At 71.5% G+C, this 15980-nt stretch carries 14 protein-coding genes; 11 read left to right on the top strand and 3 right to left on the bottom strand.

What is annotated here, in order from left to right; all coding sequences use genetic code 11:
* The first annotated feature begins 372 nt into the window (after window positions 1-372).
* Entirely contained in the window at window positions 373-1806 is a 1434-nt protein-coding gene (locus ACGFWI_RS20325) for an NAD-dependent malic enzyme (RefSeq protein WP_393907353.1), read from the top strand.
* A gap of 306 nt (window positions 1807-2112) precedes the next feature.
* The gene (locus ACGFWI_RS20320) at window positions 2113-2394 is read left to right on the top strand and encodes an HU family DNA-binding protein (protein WP_006605312.1); all 282 of its coding nucleotides are present in this window, start codon (window positions 2113-2115) and stop codon (window positions 2392-2394) included.
* A gap of 126 nt (window positions 2395-2520) precedes the next feature.
* Here ACGFWI_RS20320 and ACGFWI_RS20315 read toward each other — a convergent pair whose 3' ends face one another.
* Window positions 2521-3198 (bottom strand): HAD family hydrolase, encoded by a 678-nt coding sequence (locus ACGFWI_RS20315; RefSeq protein WP_393907352.1) that lies wholly within the window; start codon window positions 3196-3198, stop codon window positions 2521-2523.
* Window positions 3199-3296: 98 nt separating this feature from the next.
* Window positions 3297-4037 carry a GntR family transcriptional regulator gene (locus ACGFWI_RS20310; protein WP_393907351.1) on the bottom strand — a complete coding sequence of 247 codons (741 nt, stop codon included), beginning with the start codon at window positions 4035-4037 and terminating at the stop codon, window positions 3297-3299.
* Between the two features lie 349 nt (window positions 4038-4386).
* Between ACGFWI_RS20310 and ACGFWI_RS20305 the strand changes: the two genes are divergently transcribed.
* From ACGFWI_RS20305 to ACGFWI_RS20290, 4 genes are read left to right on the top strand one after another with little or no spacing between them, the layout of a single operon-like run.
* The gene (locus tag ACGFWI_RS20305) at window positions 4387-5475 is read left to right on the top strand and encodes an extracellular solute-binding protein (RefSeq protein WP_393907412.1); all 1089 of its coding nucleotides are present in this window, start codon (window positions 4387-4389) and stop codon (window positions 5473-5475) included.
* 43 nt (window positions 5476-5518) lie between these two features.
* Window positions 5519-6412, top strand: coding sequence for an ABC transporter permease (locus ACGFWI_RS20300; protein ID WP_393907350.1), 894 nt, complete (start codon window positions 5519-5521; stop codon window positions 6410-6412).
* Window positions 6400-7308, top strand: a complete 909-nt coding sequence (locus tag ACGFWI_RS20295; protein WP_393907349.1) for an ABC transporter permease subunit — start codon at window positions 6400-6402, stop codon at window positions 7306-7308. Before ACGFWI_RS20300 ends, ACGFWI_RS20295 begins: the two co-directional genes overlap by 13 nt.
* A complete protein-coding gene (locus ACGFWI_RS20290) occupies window positions 7305-8360 on the top strand; it encodes an ABC transporter ATP-binding protein (protein ID WP_393907348.1) in 1056 nt (351 codons plus the stop codon). The genes ACGFWI_RS20295 and ACGFWI_RS20290 overlap by 4 nt, the downstream gene beginning before the upstream one ends.
* A gap of 79 nt (window positions 8361-8439) precedes the next feature.
* Here ACGFWI_RS20290 and murA read toward each other — a convergent pair whose 3' ends face one another.
* Window positions 8440-9786 (bottom strand): UDP-N-acetylglucosamine 1-carboxyvinyltransferase, encoded by a 1347-nt coding sequence (gene murA / locus ACGFWI_RS20285; protein WP_393907347.1) that lies wholly within the window; start codon window positions 9784-9786, stop codon window positions 8440-8442.
* Window positions 9787-10082: 296 nt separating this feature from the next.
* Between murA and ACGFWI_RS20280 the strand changes: the two genes are divergently transcribed.
* The 5 genes from ACGFWI_RS20280 (at window position 10083) to ACGFWI_RS20260 (ending at window position 15890) form a co-directional block, all read left to right on the top strand.
* Window positions 10083-10754 (top strand): YqgE/AlgH family protein, encoded by a 672-nt coding sequence (locus ACGFWI_RS20280; RefSeq protein WP_393907346.1) that lies wholly within the window; start codon window positions 10083-10085, stop codon window positions 10752-10754.
* A gap of 268 nt (window positions 10755-11022) precedes the next feature.
* Window positions 11023-11703 (top strand): hypothetical protein, encoded by a 681-nt coding sequence (locus tag ACGFWI_RS20275; RefSeq protein WP_393907345.1) that lies wholly within the window; start codon window positions 11023-11025, stop codon window positions 11701-11703.
* 238 nt (window positions 11704-11941) lie between these two features.
* Complete coding sequence (locus ACGFWI_RS20270; protein WP_026169910.1) at window positions 11942-12235, top strand: DUF3039 domain-containing protein; 294 nt, start codon at window positions 11942-11944, stop codon at window positions 12233-12235.
* Between the two features lie 770 nt (window positions 12236-13005).
* A complete protein-coding gene (locus ACGFWI_RS20265) occupies window positions 13006-14661 on the top strand; it encodes a beta-N-acetylhexosaminidase (protein WP_393907344.1) in 1656 nt (551 codons plus the stop codon).
* 332 nt (window positions 14662-14993) lie between these two features.
* Complete coding sequence (locus ACGFWI_RS20260) at window positions 14994-15890, top strand: FAD binding domain-containing protein (RefSeq protein WP_393907343.1); 897 nt, start codon at window positions 14994-14996, stop codon at window positions 15888-15890.
* The last annotated feature ends 90 nt before the right edge of the window (window positions 15891-15980 follow it).

The following is a 15980-nucleotide window of genomic DNA, read 5'->3' as shown; positions in this document are numbered from 1 at the left end:
CCGCCGTACGAGGGGTCTTGAAATCGGCCCCGCGGGACGGGATTCGCTTCCGGGGTTGGTTTGTTAGCCTGGGTGACGGCACCGGCCCGATCCAAGCCCCCGGGCCCAACCATCGTCGCTACGAGCGACCACTTGCCGCGAGGCGAGCATGGCGGGTCGGTGTCATAGACCAGACAAAGAGGCCCACGTCACTTGATGGCGTGGGCCTCTTTGCTGTGGGCGCGAATTCTCGTATGGTGGAAGTCGTTTTCCGCAGGCACAGGCCCTCACGAACAAAATGTTCGCAATGTGGGGCGGCTACCGCATACTCCGCGGTAGGTGCGACGATCGGACGGCAATCCAGCGACACGGTGAAAGCAGAGGAAGTCGGCCATGGCAACGGCGCCCAGCGTCTCCTACTCGATGACGGTCCGGCTGGAGGTGCCCGCGAGCGGAACCGCGGTCTCCCAGCTCACCACGGCCGTAGAGTCCCACGGAGGCTCGGTGACCGGCCTCGACGTCACGGCGTCCGGACACGAGAAGCTCCGCATCGACGTCACCATCGCGGCGACCTCCACGGCCCACGCCGACGAGATCGTCGAGCAGCTGCGCCACATCGAGGGCGTCTCGCTCGGCAAGGTCTCCGACCGTACGTTCCTGATGCACCTCGGCGGCAAGATCGAGATGTCGTCGAAGCACCCCATCCGCAACCGTGACGACCTGTCGATGATCTACACCCCGGGTGTCGCCCGCGTCTGCCAGGCCATCGCCGACAACCCCGAGGACGCCCGCCGGCTGACGATCAAGCGCAACAGCGTCGCGGTCGTCACGGACGGCTCCGCCGTGCTGGGCCTGGGCAACATCGGCCCCAAGGCCGCGCTGCCCGTCATGGAGGGCAAGGCGGCCCTCTTCAAGCGCTTCGCCGGCATCGACGCCTGGCCGCTGTGCCTGGACACCCAGGACACCGACGCCATCGTGGAGATCGTCAAGGCCATCGCCCCCGGCTTCGCCGGCATCAACCTGGAGGACATCTCCGCCCCCCGCTGCTTCGAGATCGAGGCGCGGCTGCGCGAGGCCCTGGACATCCCGGTCTTCCACGACGACCAGCACGGCACCGCCATCGTGGTGCTCGCCGCGCTCACCAACGCGCTGCGCGTGGTGGGCAAGAAGGTCGAGAACGTCCGGGTCGTGATGTCCGGCGCCGGTGCGGCCGGTACCGCCATCCTCAAGCTGCTGCTGGCCGCCGGCGTCCAGCACGCCGTCGTCGCCGACATCCACGGTGTGGTGCACGCCGGCCGCACCGACCTGGTCGACGCCGACCCGGACTCGCCGCTGCGCTGGATCGCCGACAACACCAACCCCGAGGGCGTCACCGGCACCCTCAAGGAGGCCGTGGTCGGCGCGGACGTCTTCATCGGGGTCTCCGCGCCCAACGTCCTGGACGGCGAGGACGTCTCGAAGATGGCCGAGGGCGCGATCGTGTTCGCACTCGCCAACCCCGACCCGGAGGTCGACCCGGCCGTCGCCCGGCAGACCGCCGCCGTCGTGGCCACCGGCCGCTCCGACTTCCCGAACCAGATCAACAACGTCCTGGTGTTCCCCGGCGTCTTCCGCGGCCTGCTGGACGCCCACTCCCGTACGGTGAACACCGAGATGATGCTGGCCGCGGCCGGCGCCCTCGCGGACGTCGTCCTGGAGGACGAGGTCAACCCGAACTACATCATCCCCAGCGTCTTCAACGAGAAGGTCGCGGGCGCGGTGGCCGGAGCGGTCCGGGAAGCGGCGAAGAGCGGCGACCCGGCTGTGACGGCTGCCACGGCGGTCTGAGTACGGCGCGTCGCTGGACACGCCGTCGTTGGGGCCCCCATAGGGTGGCGGGCAGCAAGCGACCGCCGCCCTGTGGGGCCGGCCCGGAGCGGGAATGATACGGAGCGTCACCACTACGAGGCAGTGGCGCTTTTCGTGTGACCCTCCTGGGTGCCGGATTGGCTTTACCGCCGCAGGTGGGGGCAGGATGCGTAATCGGGCGCGAGGGTCTGGCACCAGACCCGGGTCCGGGGACTGTCCGAGGACCCTGGCAGCATCGGCTTCGATCTCACGCCTCATTGGCAAGAAGAACACGGGAGTACAAACATGAACCGCAGTGAGCTGGTGGCCGCTCTGGCCGATCGCGCCGAGGTGACCCGCAAGGACGCCGACGCCGTTCTGGCCGCCCTCGCCGAGGTGACCGGCGAGGTCGTCGCCAAGGGCGACGAGAAGGTCACCATCCCCGGCTTCCTGACCTTCGAGCGCACCCACCGTGCCGCTCGCACCGCGCGCAACCCGCAGACCGGCGACCCGATCCAGATCCCGGCCGGCTACAGCGTGAAGGTCTCCGCGGGCTCCAAGCTCAAGGAAGCCGCCAAGGGTAAGTAACACCCCCTAGCACGGCACAAAAGGCGGTCATCCCTTCCAGGGATGGCCGCCTTTCCGTGCGCCACGGGGGTGTTGCGGCCCCGGGAGCGGTCTGCGCCCGTCTGGGGCCGCCTGTGCCCGCCGGGATCAGACGGACCGGGCGAAAGGGAAGTCCGCCAGGTCCACGTCCTCCAGAGAGGCCGCCACGGCCGTGCGGGGCCCCGCAACGATGCCCGGCACGCTCGGTACGGCCAGCAGCCGGCAGCCCGCGGCCAGCGCCGCCGCGGCGCCCGTGGGGGTGTCCTCGACGGCCAGACAGTCCGCGGGGTCGACCCCGAGACCGGCCGCGGCGGCCAGATACGGGTCGGGGTGCGGCTTGCCGCGCGGCGCCTCGCCCGAGGTGACCGACAGCGCGAAGCGGTGCGCGCCGAGCGTGCGCAGCACCAGATCGGCGACATGCCGCTCGGAGGCGGTGACCAGGGCGGCCGGTATGCCCAGCGCCCGCGCCCGGTCCAGCAGCCGCAGCGCACCCGGCTGGACGGTGACGCCGGCCGCGACCTTGGCGGTGAAGTCCCGGTCCAGCCGGGCAGCCGTCCGGGTGACGTCGCAGCGCACCCCGTACTCGCGCACCAGACGCTCGGCGGCGTCGTCCACCGGCGCTCCGGCGAAGTCCGCCAGCACCTCGTCCGTGGCCGCGAGGCCCTGTTCCCGCAGGAAGCCGGCCACCGTGTCCAGCCACTGGTGCTCGGTGTCGACGAGGGTGCCGTCCATGTCGCACAGCAGGGCCGCGGGGAGCACGGGGGCGGGCGGGGGGATCACGGGCATGGGTGGGCTCGCTGTTCGCTGGTGAGGGCGTGAGGGCGTGAGGGCGTGAGGGCGTGAGGGCGTGAGGGGCTGAGGGGCGCCGGGGCGGCGGTGCCGGGTCAGTCGGCCGGGGTGCGGGCCAGCGGGTTGGCCTGGGTGGAGTTGCGGACGGTGAAGACCACAGCTCCGGGGCGGTAGCGGTCGTCGGAGGTCTCGACCGGGCGGCCCTCCGCAGTGGTGGTGGTGCGGCGTACGCGCAGCAACGGGCTGCCCCGTCGCACCCGCAACTCCCGGGCGTCCACGGTGCCCGCCGCGAGGGCGTCCAAGTGGTGCTCACCGTGGGCGAAAACCAGACCGCGGGAGTCCAGGAGCGCCTGGGTGACCGACTCGCAGTCGGCCGGCAGCTCCTCGACCGCACCGGCGATCCAGCCCGCGTAGACCGTGCGCTCCAGCAACACCGGCTCGCCGTCCAGGGTCCGCAGCCGCAGCACCCGCAGCACCTCGGCGCCCGGCGCCAGTTGCAGCAGCGCGGCCTCTTCCACGGAGGCCGTGCCGCGGATGCTCTCGTGTACCCGGCCGCCGGGGGTGTGGCCGCCCGCGTGCGCCCACTGGGCGAAGCTGCGCAGCTCGGTGAAGCTCTGGCTGGGCGCGGTGCTCAGCACGAGGTGCCGGGCGCCCTGGCGGGAGCCGATCAGTCCTTCGGCGAGCAGCGCGGCCAGCGCCTGGCGGACCGTGCCGCGCGAGACGCCGTGGGTGGCGGCGAGTTCGGTCTCCGAGGGCAGGGCGCTGCCCACGGGGAGCCGCCCCTCGGTGATCGCCCGGCGCAGCGCCTCGGCGATCTGCTGGTGGCGTCGGGTCAACAGGACTCCTCGCGGCCTGGTCAGGACGTGGCCGGCGGGACGGATCCGTACCTGCCGGAAGGGTCGGAACGAGCGGGTCAGCTGTGCACAGAGGTAGAGAGCCACGCCGTCACGGGGTATGCGTCTAACCACTGCGCCAAACTCTAAACCTTTTCCATTATAACGCTTATGACCTGCGGTTTTTATGTGCCAGGGGTTTGTCTGAGACTCATCTTGCGGTTATTTTGACGGGGCTTACTGACGGCGGCTTGTCCATACAGGTGGTGGGCCAAAGATCCAGGAGTAACCAGTGAAGCCACCCCGACCGGCCGGTACGCGCCGGGCACTCGCCGGCGGCGTTGCGGTCCTCGTGGCCGGCGCGGCCACCGGCGGCTGCGGCTACGCCCCGGCCGCCGTCACCAGCAAGGCGGCCACCGCGCGGTCGGCCGCGGACCTCGGCGGCATGGACGCACTCGTCAAGGCCGCCAAGAAGGAAGGCCGGCTCAACGTCTACGCGCTGGCCCCCGATTGGGCGAACTATGGCGAGATGATCAAGACCTTCGAGCGGAAGTACGGCATCGAGGTCAACAACGAGAACCCCGGCGGCACCAGCCAGCTCGCCCTCGGCGCCGCCGACAAGCGCCGCGGCCAGGACCGCGCCGTCGACGCCCTCGACCTGGGCACCGCGTTCATGCGCAACGCCCAGGGCAAGCGGCTGCTCGCCCCGTACGAGGTGACCGGCTGGCGCGACATCCCCCGCGCGCAGAAACAGGCCGACGGCTCGTACCTCAACAACTACGGCGGCTATATCTCCATCGGCTGCGACGCCAAGGCCGTCAAGAAGTGCCCCAAGACCTTCGCCGAGCTGCTGCAGCCGCAGTACCGGAACAAGGTCGCGCTCAACGGCAACCCGGCGGAGTCGTCCTCGGCGTTCTCCGCGATCTTCGCCGCCGCGCTCGCCAACGGCGGCTCGTTCGACGACGTCCGGCCCGGCCTCGACTTCTTCAAGAAGCTCAAGCAGAGCGGCAACTTCGTGCCCGTCGACTCCTCGCCGGCCACCATCCGCAAGGGCGAGACCCCGATCTCCCTCGACTGGGACTACCTCAACCTCGGCTACCGCAAGGAACTCACCGCCAAGGGCGTCGACTGGCAGGTCACCGTGCCCTCCGACGGCCAGTACTCCCAGTACTACAACCAGGGCGTCAACGCGTACGCCCCGCACCCCGCCGCCGCCCGGCTGTGGCTGGAATTCCTCTACAGCCCCCAGGGCCAGAACATCTGGCTGCGGGGCTACTCCCGGCCCGCCCTCCTCGACCGGATGGAGAAGGACGGCACCGCCGACAAGAAGGCCGCCGCCCGCCTCCCCGAGGTCCACGGCACCCCCCGCTTCCCCACACCGGAACAGGAGGACGCCGCCAAGGTGGCCATCAACGAGGGCTGGGGCAAGGCCGTCGGCTGACCCCCGCTCACCCCCCTCCCCGCCCCTTGGAGACCTCCCGCGTATGAGTGACCGACCCACGACGGCCGCCGGCCCGCCCGGCCGCCCGCGCCGCAGAACCGGCCGCCGCCACTGGCCGGCCGTCCTCCCCTTCTTCGTCTTCCTCGCGCTCTGCTTCGGCCTGCCGGCCGGCGCCCTGGTCCACGGCGCCTTCACCGCCACCGATCCGGCCACCGGCCACAGCCACGCCACCCTCGGCAACGTCCGCCAGTCGCTCAAGGGCATCTACGCCACCGGCCTCGGCGGCAGCGTCCAACTCTCGTTGATCTGCGCACTGCTGGCGACGCTCTTCGGCACCCTCATCGCGCAGGCCGTCGTCGCCTCCAGGCGCCCCGCCCTGCGCCGCGCCGTGGTCGCCGCCTCCGGGGTGCTCGCCAACTTCTCCGGCGCCCCGCTCGCCTTCGCCTTCGTCGCGACACTCGGCACCACCGGCACCCTCACCCGGCTGCTGTCCCTCGGCGACACCGGGTTCAGCCTCTACACCACCGCCGGACTGGTGCTGGCCTACCTCTACTTCATGATCCCGCTGATGGTGGTGACCGTGCTGCCCGCGCTCGACGGGCTGCGCACCCAGTGGCGGGAGGCCGCCGCCTCCTGCGGCGCCACCCGCGGCCAGTTCTGGCGGCACATCGGCCTCCCCGTCCTGCTGCCCTCGCTGCTCGGCGGCGCGGTACTGCTCTTCGGCACCGCCTTCGCCTCGCACGCCACCGCCGCCGTCATGGTCGGCAGCTCGGTGCCGCTGATCACCGTGCAGATCTCCAACGCACTGGCCGGAAACGTCCTGGTCGGCCAGGAGAACCTGGCCCTCGCCATGAGCCTCAACATGGTCGTCATCGCGCTGCTGGTGATGGCCGTGCAGATACCGCTGCAGCGCAGGAGCGCCCGATGGCTGGGATGACCACCGCCGCGCAGCCACCCGTGGCACCGCCCTCGGACCGCACCCCCGAGCAGCGCCCCGCACCCTCCGCCCGCGGCCGCCGCCCCTACGGGCGCCTCGCCGTCCTCCTCCTGGCGTTCCTCTACTTCGCGGTCCCCGTCGCCGCCTCCCTCTGGTTCACCGTCGACGACCCCGTCAAGGGCTTCTCCCTCGACGTCTACACCGGCCATCTGGTCTCCGGCGACATGCTGGGCAGCCTGCTGCTCTCCGTCGAACTGGGCCTGGCCACCGTCGCGCTGGGCCTGCTGCTGGTCGTCCCCGCCATGGTCGTCGTCCATCTCCGGCTGCCGCGGCTGCGCCCGCTCGTCGAGATCCTGTGCATGACGCCGCTGGTCGTCCCGCCGATCGCGCTGGTCGCCGGCGTCAACACGGTGCTGTCGTGGGCGCCCGGCCTGGCGAGGACGCCCTTCTACCAGACCCTGATGGTCATCCAGGACGAGAACTTCCCGCTCGTCCTTGTCCTGCTCTACACCGTCATGTCGCTGCCGTTCCTCTACCGCTCGCTGGACGCCGGACTGCGCGCCGTCGACCTCAAGACGCTGGTCGAGGCCTCCCGCAGCCTGGGCGCCGGACGGCTCACCACCCTGGCGCGGGTGGTCGTGCCCAATCTGCGGCCCGCCGTCGTCAGCGGCGCGGTCCTCAGCCTGGCCATGGTGCTCGGCGAGTACACCGTCGCCTCCGTGCTCGGCTACCGGCCGTTCGCCGTGTGGATGGTGGAGGTCGGCAACGAGGAGGCCGAACTCGCCGGTGCCGCCGCCATGCTGAGCCTCTTCCTCACCTGGGGCCTGCTGCTTCTGCTCACCCTCTTGGCGGGCGGCCGGACCCGCCGTACCCGCCGGCAAAGGAAGACGTCATGACCGTACCCGTACAACTCAAGGGGCTCCGTCGGCGGTTCGGCTCGACCACCGCGCTGGACGGCCTGGACCTGGACGTCGCGCCCGGCGAGATGGTCGCCCTGCTCGGCCCGTCCGGCTGCGGCAAGACCACCGCGCTGCGCATCATCGCGGGCTTCGAGACCGCCGACGGCGGCGAGCTCGCCATGGACGGCCAGGACGTCACCGGCCTCCCCGCGCACCGCCGCGACATCGGCATGGTCTTCCAGTCCTACAGCCTCTTCCCCAACATGACGGCCGCCCAGAACATCGCCTACGGTCTGCGGGTCCGCAAGGCCACCGCGGCCGAACGCGCCGCCCGCGCCGCTGAGTTGCTGGAACTGGTCGGCCTGCCCGGCCGTGAGGGCCACTATCCGCAGCAGCTCTCCGGCGGCCAGCAGCAGCGCGTCGCCCTCGCCCGCGCCCTTGCCGTCCGCCCGCGCGTACTCCTCCTGGACGAGCCGCTGTCCGCGCTCGACGCCAAGGTGCGGCTCAGCCTCCGCGAGGAGATCCGCCGCATCCAGCTCGAACTCGGCATCACCACCGTCTTCGTCACCCACGACCAGGAAGAGGCGCTGTCCATGGCGGACCGCGTCGCCGTGATGCAGGGCGGGCGGCTCGAACAGTGCGCCGCACCCGCCGAGTTGTACGAGCGCCCGGCGACACCGTTCGTCGCGGAGTTCGTGGGCACCATGAACCGCCTGCCCGGCACCGTCCGGGACCGCGGGGTGGTGGAACTGTTCGGCCGCCGCCTGCCGGTCCACGGGGCGGCACCGGGCGGCACCGAGGGCCGTACGGTCGACGTACTGCTCCGGCCGGAAGGTCTCGTCATCCGTACGGACGCGGGCGCGGAGGGGATGTCCGCGACCGTACGGGTGGCGACCTTCCTCGGCGCCACCACCCGTCTCCATCTCACCACCGAGACCGGCATCCAGCTCAAGGCCGATGTGCCCAGCTGGGAGGCAGGCGAGCTGACCCCGGGCGCACGGTGCACGGTCAGCCCGCACGAGAAGCCGGTGCTGGTGGCGGAGGGCTGAGCGGGGCTTCATTCGGGGGGAGTCCCGCTCGGCCCCTACGGGGTGTCGGGGGAGCGGTGGAAAGCCGCTCCCCCGGCGCTCAGTTGGGCAGTGCGCCGTTCGGCAGCTCGACGTCGGCACCCAGTTCCACGAGCTTCTCCATGAAGTTCTCGTAGCCGCGGTTGATCAGGTCGATGCCGTGCACCCGGGAGGTGCCCTGCGCCGCCAGCGCCGCGATCAGATACGAGAAGCCGCCGCGCAGGTCGGGGATGACCAGATCGGAGCCCTGCAGCTTGGTCGGTCCGGAAACGACTGCGGAGTGCAGGAAGTTGCGCTGCCCGAAGCGGCAGGCGGAGCCGCCCAGGCACTCCCGGTAGAGCTGGATGTGCGCGCCCATCTGGTTGAGCGCGGACGTGAAGCCGAGCCGGGACTCGTAGACCGTCTCGTGCACGATCGACAGGCCCGACGCCTGGGTCAGCGCGACGACCAGCGGCTGCTGCCAGTCGGTCTGGAAACCGGGGTGGACGTCGGTCTCCAGGGCGATGGCGTTGAGCAGGCCGCCCGGGTGCCAGAAACGGATGCCCTCGTCCTCGATCTCGAAGGCGCCGCCGACCCTGCGGAAGGTGTTGAGGAAGGTCATCATCGACCGCTGCTGCGCGCCGCGGACGTAGATGTTGCCCTCGGTGGCCAGCGCCGCGGACGCCCAGGAGGCCGCCTCCAGGCGGTCCGGGAGGGCGCGGTGGGTGTAGCCGTCGAGTTTGTCGACACCGGTGATCCGGATGGTCCGGTCGGTGTCCATGGAGATGATCGCGCCCATCTTCTGCAGCACGCAGATGAGGTCCTCGATCTCCGGCTCCACGGCGGCGTTCGACAGCTCGGTGACGCCCTCGGCCAGCACGGCGGTCAGCAGCACCTGCTCCGTGGAGCCGACCGACGGGTACGGCAGCCGGATCTTGGTGCCGCGCAGCCGCTGCGGGGCCTCCAGATACTGCCCGTCGGCGCGCTTCTCGATCGTCGCGCCGAACTGGCGCAGCACGTCGAAGTGGAAGTCGACCGGCCGGCCGCCGATGTCGCAGCCGCCCAGGCCGGGGATGAAGGCGTGGCCGAGGCGGTGCAGCAGCGGGCCGCAGAACAGGATCGGAATCCGTGAGGAGCCGGCGTGCGCATCGATGTCGGCGACGTTGGCGCTTTCGACGTGTGACGGGTCGAGGATCAGCTCGCCCGGCTCATCACCCGGGCGGACCGTGACGCCGTGCAGCTGCAGCAGCCCGCGCACCACACGTACGTCGCGGATATCGGGCACGTTGCGCAGTCGGCTGGGGCCGCTGCCGAGGAGGGCGGCGACCATGGCCTTCGGCACAAGGTTCTTCGCGCCGCGAACCCGGATCTCGCCCTCGAGCGGGGTGCCGCCGTGGACAAGCAGTACGTCGTCAGTAGAGACGGTCATGGATCTCGCGTTCCTGGAGACGGGCAGGGCCAAGCTGAAATGGTAAGGGCGGGCGGGGGTGAGTCCGTAGACCCCTGCAGTCTCGGAGCATGTAATGGCTTTGCCACAACACGCTCCGCTACGATCCGCCTTTGATCTGTAATCGACCTTTGGCCGAATTTGCCAGATAATGTCTTGAATGGCCTATCCGGCCCCGACGTTGTGCGCCGGTGCTGCCGCCGTACGCCCTGCCCTGCTCTCGCCCGGGTCCGGGCGTTGACTCCCCGCTTCGGGCAGAAGTGCGGGATCATGTGGCCATGACCGAGGTGTCCTCGCTCACAGGGCGGCTTCTTGTCGCGACGCCCGCGCTCGCCGATCCGAACTTCGACCGCGCGGTGGTGCTGCTCCTCGACCACGACGAGGAGGGCTCCCTCGGCGTGGTCCTCAACCGTCCCACGCCGGTCGGCGTCGCGGACATCCTCGCGCCCTGGGCCGGACTGGCCGGCGAGCCCGGGGTGGTCTTCCAGGGCGGCCCGGTGTCGCTGGACTCGGCGCTCGGGGTGGCCGTGGTGCCCGGCGGGCTGTCCGGCGAGGGCGGAATCCCGTCCGTGGACAGCGGCGCCCGGACCAAGGGCGACGGCGCGGAGATGGCCGGCGTACCGGCCGCGGACCGGGCGGAAGTGCAGTCGGGTGACGAGCCGCTGGGCTGGCGCAGAGTGCACGGCGCGATCGGCCTGGTCGATCTGGAGGCCCCTCCGGAACTCCTCGCGGCGGTCCTCGGCAGTCTGCGGATCTTCGCCGGGTATGCGGGCTGGGGTCCGGGCCAGCTGGAGGACGAACTGGTCGACGGCGCGTGGTACGTCGTCGAGTCCGAGCCCGGCGATGTCTCCTCGCCCGACCCGGAGCAGCTGTGGCGCGCGGTGCTGCGGCGGCAGCGCAACGAGCTCGCGATGGTGGCGACGTATCCGGACGATCCGTCGCTGAACTGACCTCGCCGGGTTGCGCTTCGCGTGGGTGCCGGGTCGGTGCCGGATGGGTTCCTGGTCTGCGTCTGGCCGGTGCCTGAGGGGTCGGCCGGGTCCCGGGCGAGGCAGGCGGACGGCGGGCCCGCGGGGGGCCCGGATTTTGTTGACGACTTGATTATTGTGACGGCTTCGTCATGGGGAATTGTCAGTCCCCGTCGCTATGGTTCGAGATGACAGGGGACGGTGCGCGGACACGTCGGCGGGTCCGCGCCGGACAAGCGGGGGAGGGGCCATGCACAGGCCGAGCGTGCCCGAGGACCTGGACCATCCACAGCGCCTGTGGGTGCGCGCCGCGACGCTGGCGGTAGTGGCGGCCGCCATGGACGACGGGGACGAATTCTCCTGGGGTGACCTGGGATTGCAGTGCTGGAACAGCGGCGGAAGCTACTGGTGGCGGCTGAAATTGTTCGAGGACGGCCGGGCCCTGCTGTGCGGCCAGGACTCGGACGGCAGCCATACGCGCATCGGCGGCCGGCAGATCGACTTCCTGGACGACGGCCCCGCATGGCTGCCCTGGGAGCGGTTGCGGGAGGACGCCGAGGGCAATCTCTTCGGGTTCGTCTACTGGTGGCAGGACGGCGCCTGGGCCCGTGCGCCGTACCCCGAGAAGATGCCGGACGACGGCCTGGAGACGGCCATGAGCTGGGTCGCGCCCGGTGACGACGCGGTCAAGGAGATCGCCGAGGGCCTCGTGGCCCGCACGGAGACCGAGGTCGACGCCATGGCGGCGGTCCGTGCCTTCCTGGCCGCCGCCGAGGCCCGCGTGGTCGGCGCCCAGGACATCACCACGCTGCTGGACACGGTCTGCGGCCAGGACTGCTGGTACGAGGTCCGCCCGGACGCCGCGCTGGCCTTCGCCACGGAGCTGGGCCTGACGTCCGGGGACCGGGGCGGGATGGCGGTGGCTTCCTAGGGCGTGCCCGCCCTGGGGGCACGACGCCCGGGAGCCGCCGGGCAGGCCCTGAGGGGAGGCGTCCGCCCTGGGAGGGCAGTGCGCCGGCCGGGGCCGCCGGCGGGCCGCACGGAGCGGGCACGGCGCCGTACGCACTGCCCTGGGTGGCAGTCGCCGTGGCGGCTGCGGGTCCTGCCCTTCACCTGGCGGGCGGGCCAACGCTCCCGGGTTGCCGCGGGCGTGAGTACCCTTGGCTGTTATGAGCACTCTTGAGCCCGAGCGCGGGGCAGGTACGGGGACCCTCGTAGAGCCGACACCACAGGTGTCGCACGGCGACGGCGACCACGAGCGCTTCGCCCACTATGTCCAGAAGGACAAGATCATGGCGAGCGCGCTCGACGGGACCCCCGTCGTGGCGCTGTGCGGCAAGGTCTGGGTCCCGGGTCGCGACCCGAAGAAGTACCCGGTCTGCCCCATGTGCAAGGAGATCTTCGAGTCCATGGGCGCCGGTGGCGACAAGGACAAGGGCGGCAAGGACGGCGGCAAGAAGTAACAGCCGCACGCCGTGACGCCCGGTCGGCCACTGCCGGTTGCGGGCGCACGAGGGCAGCAGAGCCGAGGAGCCGCAGGACGTAGCCGTCCGCCGGGACATGGCGTCGTCCGTCGGGACTCAGCCGTCCGCCGGGACATTGCCCTCGTCCGTCGGGACGTAGCCACGTAGCCGTCCGTGACGCGGTGGGCGGTGGTGGTGCCTCGCCTCGCAGCCTTGAATACGGGCCCTGGTCCCTCGCGGACCGGGCCCGTCGGCGTTCCCGGCCGGGCGGGCGAACCAGCATGAACCAGGACGAACCTGGGCGGTCCGGGGCCAGTTGCCGAACCCCGGACCGGGTGAACGGCCGACGTCCTGCGCCGGGGCGCACAACCACCCGTGATCTTCCGGGAATTGCACGGCGCGAGTCCCCACCGCCCTCTGCGGCCGATCGCCTCCGCCCCTGCCCGCCACCACGGCACACCCTGGGCGCCACGTCTCCCACCCCACAGGCCGGGCCCCCGCCAAGCCCGCCCCGCCCGCGCCACCCGGGTGAGCCACCGTCGCCTGAGGCGGCCGGTCTTCTTCACCTTCCACCGCTTCAACCGGACGGGAACGGCTTCCACCGGACGAGAACGGCCAAGGCGGGACCATGGCAGGGCGGGATCATGGCAGCATCGGCCGTGATGACCACCCCCGTGCTGGTCGTCTTCTCTTCCTGGTCTTCTTCTCTTCTTCGTACTCGTACAGGCCGACCGGTCCTGGGCCGGGCGGCGCGGTGAAGGACGGACGGCATGCCGGACACAGACATCACCCCCACAACACCGGGCGGCGGCCTGGTCCCGGCGCCGCTGAGCATCGACGGGCCCTACCGCAGCGCGGTCCGCCTCGGCGAGGACACCACGCTGGCGGCCGGGCTCGGCACCGAGGACACCGCGCGCTGGCTGCGTACCACCCTCGGCGCGGCCTTCGGCCTCCCGCTGCCGCCGGGCTCCGACGAGGCGACGGACACCCTCGCGCTCGTCGTCGACCCCGCCCTCCCCGCGGAGGGCTACCGGCTGGAGGCCGAAGCCCGTTGGGGAGTACGGATCACCGGCGGCGGCCCGGCCGGCGTCTTCTGGGGAGCGCAGACCCTGCGCCAGCTCCTCGGCCCGCACGCCTTCCGCCGGGCGCCGCTCGCCCCCGGGCGTGAGGCCGTCCTGCCGCAGCAGACCATCGAGGACGGCCCCCGCTTCGCCTGGCGCGGCATGCTGCTCGATGTCGCACGGCACTTCCTGCCCAAGGACGGTGTGCTGCGTTACCTCGACCTGCTCGCCGCCCACAAGCTCAATGTCCTGCACCTCCACCTCACCGACGACCAGGGCTGGCGGATCGAGATCGCGCGCTATCCGAAGCTGACCGAAACCGGCGGCTGGCGGGAGCGCACCAAACTCGGCCACCGGGCCTCTCCCCTCTGGGACGAGCGCCCGCACGGCGGCTACTACACCCAGGACGACATCCGCGAGATCGTCGCCTACGCCGCCCAGCGGCATATCACCGTCGTCCCCGAGATCGACATTCCCGGACACTCGCAGGCCGCCATCGCCGCGTACCCGGAACTCGGCAATACGGACGTCATCGACACCACCTCCCTGAAGGTCTGGGACACCTGGGGCGTCAACCCCAACGTGCTGGCGCCCACCGACCACACCCTGCGGTTCTACGAGCAGGTGCTCGAAGAGGTCCTCGCGCTCTTCCCCTCGCCGTTCGTCCACATCGGGGGCGACGAGTGCCCCAAGGACCAGTGGAAGGCGTCCGCCACCGCCCAGGCACGGATCGCCGAGCTGTCGCTGTCCGGCGAGGACGAGCTGCAGAGCTGGTTCATCCGGCACTTCGACCGCTGGCTCGCCGACCGCGGGCGGCGGCTGATCGGCTGGGACGAAATCCTGGAAGGCGGACTGGCCGAGGGCGCCGCGGTCTCCTCGTGGCGCGGCTACGCGGGGGGTATCGCCGCGGCCAAATCCGGCCATGACGTGGTGATGTGCCCAGAACAGCAGGTGTACTTGGACCACCGTCAGCATCACTCCCCGGACGAGCCGGTGCCGATCGGCTTCGTACGGACCCTGGAGGACATCTACCGCTTCGAGCCGGTACCGCCGGAGCTGACCGCCGACCAGGCCGCGCAGGTCCTGGGCACCCAGGCCAATGCCTGGACCGAGGTCATGGACAGTCAGCAGCGCCTCGACTACCAGGTGTTTCCACGGCTGGCCGCATTCGCCGAGGTCGCCTGGTCGCGGCTGCCCGCACCGGCCGAGCGCGACTACCAGGACTTCACCCGGCGGATGGCTGTCCACTACGCCCGCCTCGACGCCCTCGGCGTCGACTACCGCCCGCCCGGCGGCCCCCTCCCCTGGCAGAAACGGCCCGGAGTGCTCGGACGCCCGATCGACGGGGCGCCCCCAAACGTGTGAGCCCCCGGGCAAGGAGGGCGCTCGTGCGGCCGGACCCTGGGACGGTGGTGCGGTACGGCGGATACCCCGCACCGCGTAGTGCCGTACCGGGCATCGCCGTACCGGCGGTGTGCGCCCCGCCGGACGCTTCCGCCGATGCGCCACACCGCAGTTCCCGCACGGCCGACGGCGGACGAAACGGGACCAGCACCCTGTTCGGGGACGGAGCGCCGGTTCGCGGACCCTCGCGCCGGGGGCCCGGGAAGATGTGCCAGAGTTGCCACGTCCGGGCTGTGAGCACGTACCGTACGGCGGAGCGGAACTGCCGGGACACCGGGGAAGGGGCAGCTGGCTTGACCACGCACGCACCGCAGGCGTCGCACACGGTGACGTTGCCGGCCTCGCTCGACGAGGCGGTGGCGGCGCTCACCGCCATGCCCGCCGCCGTTCCCGTCGCGGGCGGCACCGACCTCATGGCGGCGGTCAACGCCGGACTCCTCAGACCCGCAGCCCTGGTGGGCCTCGGCCGCATCAGTGAGATCCGCGGCTGGCAGTACCTGGACGGCCATGCGCTGCTCGGCGCCGGCCTCACCCTCGCCCGTATGGGACGCCCCGACTTCGCCGCCCTGATCCCGGGCCTCGCCGCCGCCGCCCGCGCGGCCGGCCCGCCGCAGGTCCGCAACGCCGGCACCCTCGGCGGCAACATCGTGACCTCCGCGCCCACCGGCGACACCCTCCCGGTGCTCGCCGCCCTCGAAGCCACGGTGATCATCGCCGGTCCCGGGGGCGGCCGTCGCGAGATCCCGGTCAGCCACCTCCTGGCCGGCCGGGAGATGCTGAGCCCCGGTGAACTCGTCGGCTTCGTACGGGTGCCGCTGCTGCACGCCCCGCAGACCTTCCTCAAAGCCACCGGCCGTACCGGCCCCGGCCGGGCCACCGCCTCCGTGTCGCTCGTCCTGGACCCGGCCAGACGCGGCGTGCGCTGCGCGGTGGGCGCGGTCGCCGCCATGCCGCTGCGCCCCCTGGAGGCCGAGCAGTGGGTGGCCTCGCTCATCGACTGGGACGGCGAACGCGGCCTGGTGCCCGAGGCGCTGACGGCCTTCGGTGACTATGTCGCGGCCGCCTGCATCCCGGATCCGGCGCCGCCCGAGGACGGTTCGGAACCGGCCACCCTGCCGCCCGCCGCACTCCATTTGCGCCGTACGGTGGCAGCCCTGGCCCGCCGTGCACTGGGGAGGGCGCTCTCATGAGCGAGCGCAGCATGGGGGTCCCCCCGGTCGGAGACCGGGGGATCATCATCGAAAGGTGCGCGCCTCGCGACTGCGAGGCCGAGCGAAGTG

Source organism: Streptomyces sp. NPDC048434 (assembly GCF_043200375.1).
Taxonomy (GTDB): Bacteria; Actinomycetota; Actinomycetes; order Streptomycetales; family Streptomycetaceae; genus Streptomyces.
This window is presented reverse-complemented; position numbering and strand designations above follow the sequence as displayed.

What these genes read in the sequence shown, in the direction of transcription:
- ACGFWI_RS20325 (WP_393907353.1), top strand. Translation starts at nt 373, where the DNA reads ATGGCAACGGCGCCCAGCGTCTCCTACTCGATGACGGTCCGGCTGGAG.
- ACGFWI_RS20320 (WP_006605312.1), top strand. Translation starts at nt 2,113, where the DNA reads ATGAACCGCAGTGAGCTGGTGGCCGCTCTGGCCGATCGCGCCGAGGTG.
- ACGFWI_RS20315 (WP_393907352.1), bottom strand. Translation starts at nt 3,198, where the DNA reads ATGCCCGTGATCCCCCCGCCCGCCCCCGTGCTCCCCGCGGCCCTGCTG.
- ACGFWI_RS20300 (WP_393907350.1), top strand. Translation starts at nt 5,519, where the DNA reads ATGAGTGACCGACCCACGACGGCCGCCGGCCCGCCCGGCCGCCCGCGC.
- ACGFWI_RS20295 (WP_393907349.1), top strand. Translation starts at nt 6,400, where the DNA reads ATGGCTGGGATGACCACCGCCGCGCAGCCACCCGTGGCACCGCCCTCG.
- ACGFWI_RS20290 (WP_393907348.1), top strand. Translation starts at nt 7,305, where the DNA reads ATGACCGTACCCGTACAACTCAAGGGGCTCCGTCGGCGGTTCGGCTCG.
- murA (WP_393907347.1), bottom strand. Translation starts at nt 9,786, where the DNA reads ATGACCGTCTCTACTGACGACGTACTGCTTGTCCACGGCGGCACCCCG.
- ACGFWI_RS20280 (WP_393907346.1), top strand. Translation starts at nt 10,083, where the DNA reads ATGACCGAGGTGTCCTCGCTCACAGGGCGGCTTCTTGTCGCGACGCCC.
- ACGFWI_RS20275 (WP_393907345.1), top strand. Translation starts at nt 11,023, where the DNA reads ATGCACAGGCCGAGCGTGCCCGAGGACCTGGACCATCCACAGCGCCTG.
- ACGFWI_RS20270 (WP_026169910.1), top strand. Translation starts at nt 11,942, where the DNA reads ATGAGCACTCTTGAGCCCGAGCGCGGGGCAGGTACGGGGACCCTCGTA.
- ACGFWI_RS20265 (WP_393907344.1), top strand. Translation starts at nt 13,006, where the DNA reads ATGCCGGACACAGACATCACCCCCACAACACCGGGCGGCGGCCTGGTC.